Annotated in this window: 6 protein-coding genes and 1 tRNA gene; 6 read left to right on the forward strand and 1 reads right to left on the reverse strand. The window is 63.4% G+C overall.

Annotation, left to right across the window (positions count from 1 at the left end):
* Positions 1–282 precede the first annotated feature (282 nt).
* Positions 283–358, reverse strand: a tRNA-Ala gene (locus ACKODO_RS04695).
* Positions 359–556: 198 nt separating this feature from the next.
* Here ACKODO_RS04695 and ACKODO_RS04700 point away from each other — a divergent pair.
* The 6 genes from ACKODO_RS04700 (at position 557) to sdhA (ending at position 4599) form a co-directional block, all read left to right on the forward strand.
* Positions 557–832 carry a YggT family protein gene (locus ACKODO_RS04700; RefSeq protein WP_408982294.1) on the forward strand — a complete coding sequence of 92 codons (276 nt, stop codon included), beginning with the start codon at positions 557–559 and terminating at the stop codon, positions 830–832.
* Positions 833–913: 81 nt separating this feature from the next.
* Positions 914–1462: a cytochrome P460 family protein gene (locus ACKODO_RS04705; protein WP_408982295.1), complete on the forward strand. Its 549-nt coding sequence runs from the start codon at positions 914–916 to the stop codon at positions 1460–1462.
* Positions 1459–1797: a DUF167 family protein gene (locus tag ACKODO_RS04710; RefSeq protein WP_408982296.1), complete on the forward strand. Its 339-nt coding sequence runs from the start codon at positions 1459–1461 to the stop codon at positions 1795–1797. Before ACKODO_RS04705 ends, ACKODO_RS04710 begins: the two co-directional genes overlap by 4 nt.
* Positions 1798–1922: 125 nt before the next feature.
* Positions 1923–2315: a succinate dehydrogenase, cytochrome b556 subunit gene (gene sdhC, locus ACKODO_RS04715; protein ID WP_408982297.1), complete on the forward strand. Its 393-nt coding sequence runs from the start codon at positions 1923–1925 to the stop codon at positions 2313–2315.
* A 12-nt stretch (positions 2316–2327) separates the two neighbouring features.
* Positions 2328–2723 (forward strand): succinate dehydrogenase, hydrophobic membrane anchor protein, encoded by a 396-nt coding sequence (gene sdhD / locus ACKODO_RS04720; RefSeq protein ID WP_408982298.1) that lies wholly within the window; start codon positions 2328–2330, stop codon positions 2721–2723.
* A gap of 37 nt (positions 2724–2760) precedes the next feature.
* The gene (gene sdhA / locus ACKODO_RS04725) at positions 2761–4599 is read left to right on the forward strand and encodes a succinate dehydrogenase flavoprotein subunit (RefSeq protein WP_408982299.1); all 1839 of its coding nucleotides are present in this window, start codon (positions 2761–2763) and stop codon (positions 4597–4599) included.
* Positions 4600–4726: the final 127 nt, after the last annotated feature.

The following is a 4726-nucleotide window of genomic DNA, read 5'->3' on the forward strand; positions in this document are numbered from 1 at the left end:
CCAGCTCTTCGGGCGTGCGGCCGGACCGGACCAACTCCACCATCTGTCGCCGGAACTCCGGCGGATAAGCACTTCGGAAACGAGGCATGGGACACTCCCGAAAATGACTTCAAAGGTGTCCACAAAAGCGGGTCAACTCCATATCTCGCCGCGCCTAAGGAGATACCAATCGTCAGCCACCCTCTTCATGCCCCTTTGCATACCACGATTGTGACCACATGGCGGGGTGTAAGTGACGGATTTTGGCTGTGTACCGGATCCACCGACCAAATCACGGAGGACTGGTGGAGCTGAGGGGATTCGAACCCCTGACCTCTGCAGTGCGATTGCAGCGCTCTCCCAGCTGAGCTACAGCCCCAATTCAGGGTGGCCGGTTCATCGCGGAACTTCTCGGTGAAGTCAACGGGCAATTCGTGCTGCTGCGCAACTTGAGGGCCTCTGCCGGCCTTGCCCGCCCATGCCCGCCTCGGATAGAGGTGGTGAGGTGGCGCTCGGTTTGCGTCGCCGTTCGCCCGGAAGCGTCTTCCGGTTCGGAGATCTGTTTGGGGCCTTCTCGATGAATCCGTTGCTCTGGCTTTTCGATACCGTCGTTTCCCTCTACATCTGGATGGTGGTCGCGCAGGCCGTGCTCAGCCTTCTGATCGGCTTCGGCATCGTGAATGCCCGCCAGCCGCTTGTCTCGTCGATCGGCGAGTTCCTGTATCGCGTGACGGAGCCCGTGCTGGCGCCCATCCGCCGGCGCATGCCGAATCTTGGCCCGGTGGACATCTCGCCGATGGTGCTCATCATCGGCCTGCTGTTTCTGATGCGCCTTGTGCATTGGGTGTTCTGAGGCAGCCGGCGCGGCTTCCGGGGCTTGCGCAGAGCGCGGGCCTCGGTCACTCTCTGCCTCACCAAACGGGAGGAGGGGTGCATGATCCGCAAGGGGAATGCCGCGTGCGTCGCGGCCATATCGGGTTTCCTGGCAGTGCCGGGACTGGCGCAGAACGCGGGCGATGCCACATTCACGCGCGTTGCTTACCCGACCGATTTCGAAAAGACCTTCCGCCTTTACGACAGGATCGACAAGCCGGACCGGAAGATCGTCCACTATCTCTACATCAACGAGCAGGCCCTGGCCGCGGTGAAACCGGGCGAACCCTTCCCGGATGGAACCATTCTGGTGATGGCCGACCGGGATATCGCTCTGGAAGCAGGCGGTGCGCCGCTCAAGGGTGCGGATGGCCGGCTCCTGCCGACGCAGCGCCTTCGGGCCATCGCGGTCATGGAGAAGCGCGCGGGATGGGGCGAGACCAACCTCTTCCCGGCCGAGCAGGATAACGGGGATTGGGAATACGCCTCCTTCAAGCCGGATGGCGCACCGAACCCCATCAAGCTGGATTCCTGTTATGCGTGCCATCTGCCGCAGAAGGGCCTCGATTTCACCTTTTCGGGCCAGAAAATCTACGATCTGAAGAAATGAACGAGCCCGCACCCGCCGGGTTTCTGCGTGCGGAAGGCCACGCCACATTGCTGCTCGTTCGCCTGACACCCAAGGGCGGGCGAGATGCGATCGATGGTCGGCAGGCCCTGTCGGACGGGCGGATGGTGCTGGCGGCGCGGGTGCGCGCCATCCCCGAGAACGGCGCTGCCAATGCGGCGCTCGAAGCCCTCCTGGCGGGCGAACTCGGCTATTCCGGTCGCGCGGTGAAGGTGGTTGCGGGTGCGACCTCGCGCCTCAAGACGATTCGCATTCAGGCAGCGTATCAGGAAGTGAGAGAAAGGCTGGCGCGCCGGGGTGTGGTGCTGCAAGGCTGACGGTTCAGACCAAGGTTGTGCGGCTCACGTGTTGCGATGCGACAGAGTTTTCGCTAACGGACCCCCTTGTTCCGTTTTCGCAACGTCTTTGTGGCACGACACGAAGACCAGACTTGGAAAACCCGATGCCGCGCACCTCTCCGGCCCAGCGCCCGCTTTCGCCCCATCTTCAGATCTACAAGCCGACGATCACGATGGTAATGTCCATCCTGCATCGTGTCACCGGCGCGGCTTTGTTCTTCGGCACGCTTCTGGTGGTCGCGCTCCTCGTGGCGCTGGCGGCCGGCAAGGACGCCTACGGAACCGTTCAGGCGATCTATGGTTCCTGGATCGGGAAGCTCGTGCTGTTCGGTTACACATGGGCGCTCTTCCACCACATGCTCGGCGGCCTGCGCCATCTCATCTGGGATACGGGTGCCATGTTCGGGCGCGAAGCCCGCATGAAGCTCGGCTGGGCGACCATCATCGGCTCGGTTGGCCTGACGGCGCTCGTCTGGGCAATGGTGCTGATGCGCTGAGGGGGATGAAACATGTCGCATAATCCGAACTCGATCCGCACCCCGCTCGCCCGTGTTCGTGGCCTTGGCGCTGCGAAATCCGGCACCGGCCATTTCTGGCTGCAGCGCCTGACCGCGGTCGCGAACATTCCGCTGACCTTCGCGATGGTGGTGATCGTCCTGATGCTCGCGAAGCTTGATTATTCTGGCGCCCGCGCGCTGGTGGCGAACCCGCTCGTCGGCATCCTGCTCATCGCCTTCCTCGTCTCGGCCTTCGTGCATATGCGGCTCGGCATGCAGGTGATCATCGAGGATTACGTCCATGAGGAGGGCCGGAAGATCGCGCTCATCCTCCTCAACACCTTTTTCGCGGTGCTGATGGGGCTCGCCTCCATCTACGCCATCCTCCGCATTGGCCTTGGCGGCTGAGCGGTTCGTTTCGAATTCACGGCAGGGAACCTGTTTCATGGCAACGAAGGACGCGAAAGCGAAGGGCACGTTCGAGATCAACGGACGCGCCTATCCGGTTACCGATCACACTTTCGACGTGGTGGTGGTGGGCGCGGGTGGTGCGGGCTTGCGCGCCACGGTCGGCTGCAGCCAGGCGGGCCTGCGCACGGCCTGCATTACCAAGGTGTTCCCCACCCGCTCGCACACGGTGGCGGCGCAGGGCGGCGTTGCCGCGGCGCTCGGCAATATGGGGCCGGATGAGTGGAAATGGCACATGTATGACACCGTGAAGGGGTCGGACTGGCTGGGCGACCAGGATGCCATCGAATATCTCTGCCGAAACGCACCGGCGGCGGTTTATGAGCTCGAGCATTGGGGCGTGCCCTTCTCGCGCACCGAAGAGGGCAAGATCTACCAGCGCCCATTCGGCGGCATGACCACTGATTATGGCAACGGCCCGCCGGCCCAGCGCACCTGCGCGGCGGCAGACCGCACGGGCCACGCCATCCTGCACACCCTTTATGGCCAGGCCCTGCGGAACTCGACCGAGTTCTTCATCGAGTATTTCGCCATCGACCTGATCATGGATCAGGAAGGCGTGTGCCGTGGCGTCGTCGCCATGAAGATGGATGACGGCACGATCCACCGCTTCCGCTCGCAACTCTGCATTCTCGCGACCGGCGGCTATGGCCGTGCCTATTTCTCGGCCACCTCCGCGCATACCTGCACGGGGGACGGCAATGCGATGGTTCTGCGCGCCGGCCTGCCGCTGCAGGATATGGAATTCGTGCAGTTCCACCCCACTGGGATCTACGGCGCGGGCTGCCTCATCACCGAGGGCGCACGCGGCGAGGGCGGGTACCTCACCAATGCGGGCGGCGAGCGCTTCATGGAGCGCTACGCGCCCTCCGTGAAGGATCTCGCCCCGCGTGACATGGTCTCCCGCGCCATGACCATGGAAATCCGCGAGGGCCGTGGCGTCGGCAAGAGCGGCGACCACATCCACCTGCATCTCGAGCATCTCGACCCCGCGATCCTCCATGCCCGCCTGCCGGGCATTTCGGAAAGCGCGAAGATTTTCGCGGGCGTGGACGTGACGAAGGAGCCGATCCCGGTTCTGCCGACCGTGCACTACAACATGGGCGGCATCCAGACGAACTATCATGGCGAAGTCGTCACCATGAAGGGCGGCAACCCGGATACCATCGTCCCCGGCCTGATGGCTGTGGGCGAAGCGGCCTGCGTGTCGGTGCACGGCGCGAACCGCCTCGGCTCGAACTCGCTGATCGACCTCGTGGTCTTCGGCCGCGCGGCCGGCCTGCGTGCCGCCGAACTGGTGACCGCCGGCGCGAAGCAGCCGGAACTCCCGGCGAGTTCGGCCGATCTCTCGCTCGGCCGCCTCGATCATTACCGCTATGCGAATGGCGGCACCTCCACGGCGGAACTTCGCCTCAGGATGCAGAAGACCATGCAGGCGAATTGCGCGGTCTACCGCACCGGCGAGACGCTGGAGGAAGGCTCCAAGCTCATCCACGAGGTGTGGAAGGGCATCGAGGACATCAGGGTCACGGATCGCAGCCTCGTCTGGAACTCGGACCTTCTCGAAACCCTCGAATTCGACAACCTGATCGTTCAGGCCGTCGTGACGATGGATTCGGCCGTGAACCGCACGGAATCGCGCGGCGCCCATGCGCGCGAGGATTTCCCGGATCGCGACGACAAGACCTGGATGAAGCACACGCTCGCCTGGATGGATGAGAACAAGCGCTCGGTGACGATCGATTATCGCCCGGTGCATTCCTACACCATGTCGAACGACGTGCAGACCATTCCGCCGAAGCAGCGCGTGTATTGAGGAGCCTGCAATGGCCCAGTTTCAACTCCCCAAGAATTCCCGCCTGACAGAGGGCAAGACCTGGCCGAAGCCGCAAGGTGCTGATGGAAAGCTCGCGAACAACCTGCGCGAATTCCGCATCTATCGC

Source organism: Rhabdaerophilum sp. (assembly GCF_046092605.1).
Taxonomy (GTDB): domain Bacteria; phylum Pseudomonadota; class Alphaproteobacteria; order Rhizobiales; family Beijerinckiaceae; genus Rhabdaerophilum.

Bases quoted from the DNA above. Each gene is read 5' to 3' on its own strand.
- sdhC (WP_408982297.1), top strand. From the start codon at position 1,923: ATGCCGCGCACCTCTCCGGCCCAGCGCCCGCTTTCGCCCCATCTTCAG.
- ACKODO_RS04705 (WP_408982295.1), top strand. From the start codon at position 914: ATGATCCGCAAGGGGAATGCCGCGTGCGTCGCGGCCATATCGGGTTTC.
- ACKODO_RS04700 (WP_408982294.1), top strand. From the start codon at position 557: ATGAATCCGTTGCTCTGGCTTTTCGATACCGTCGTTTCCCTCTACATC.
- sdhD (WP_408982298.1), top strand. From the start codon at position 2,328: ATGTCGCATAATCCGAACTCGATCCGCACCCCGCTCGCCCGTGTTCGT.
- sdhA (WP_408982299.1), top strand. From the start codon at position 2,761: ATGGCAACGAAGGACGCGAAAGCGAAGGGCACGTTCGAGATCAACGGA.
- ACKODO_RS04710 (WP_408982296.1), top strand. From the start codon at position 1,459: ATGAACGAGCCCGCACCCGCCGGGTTTCTGCGTGCGGAAGGCCACGCC.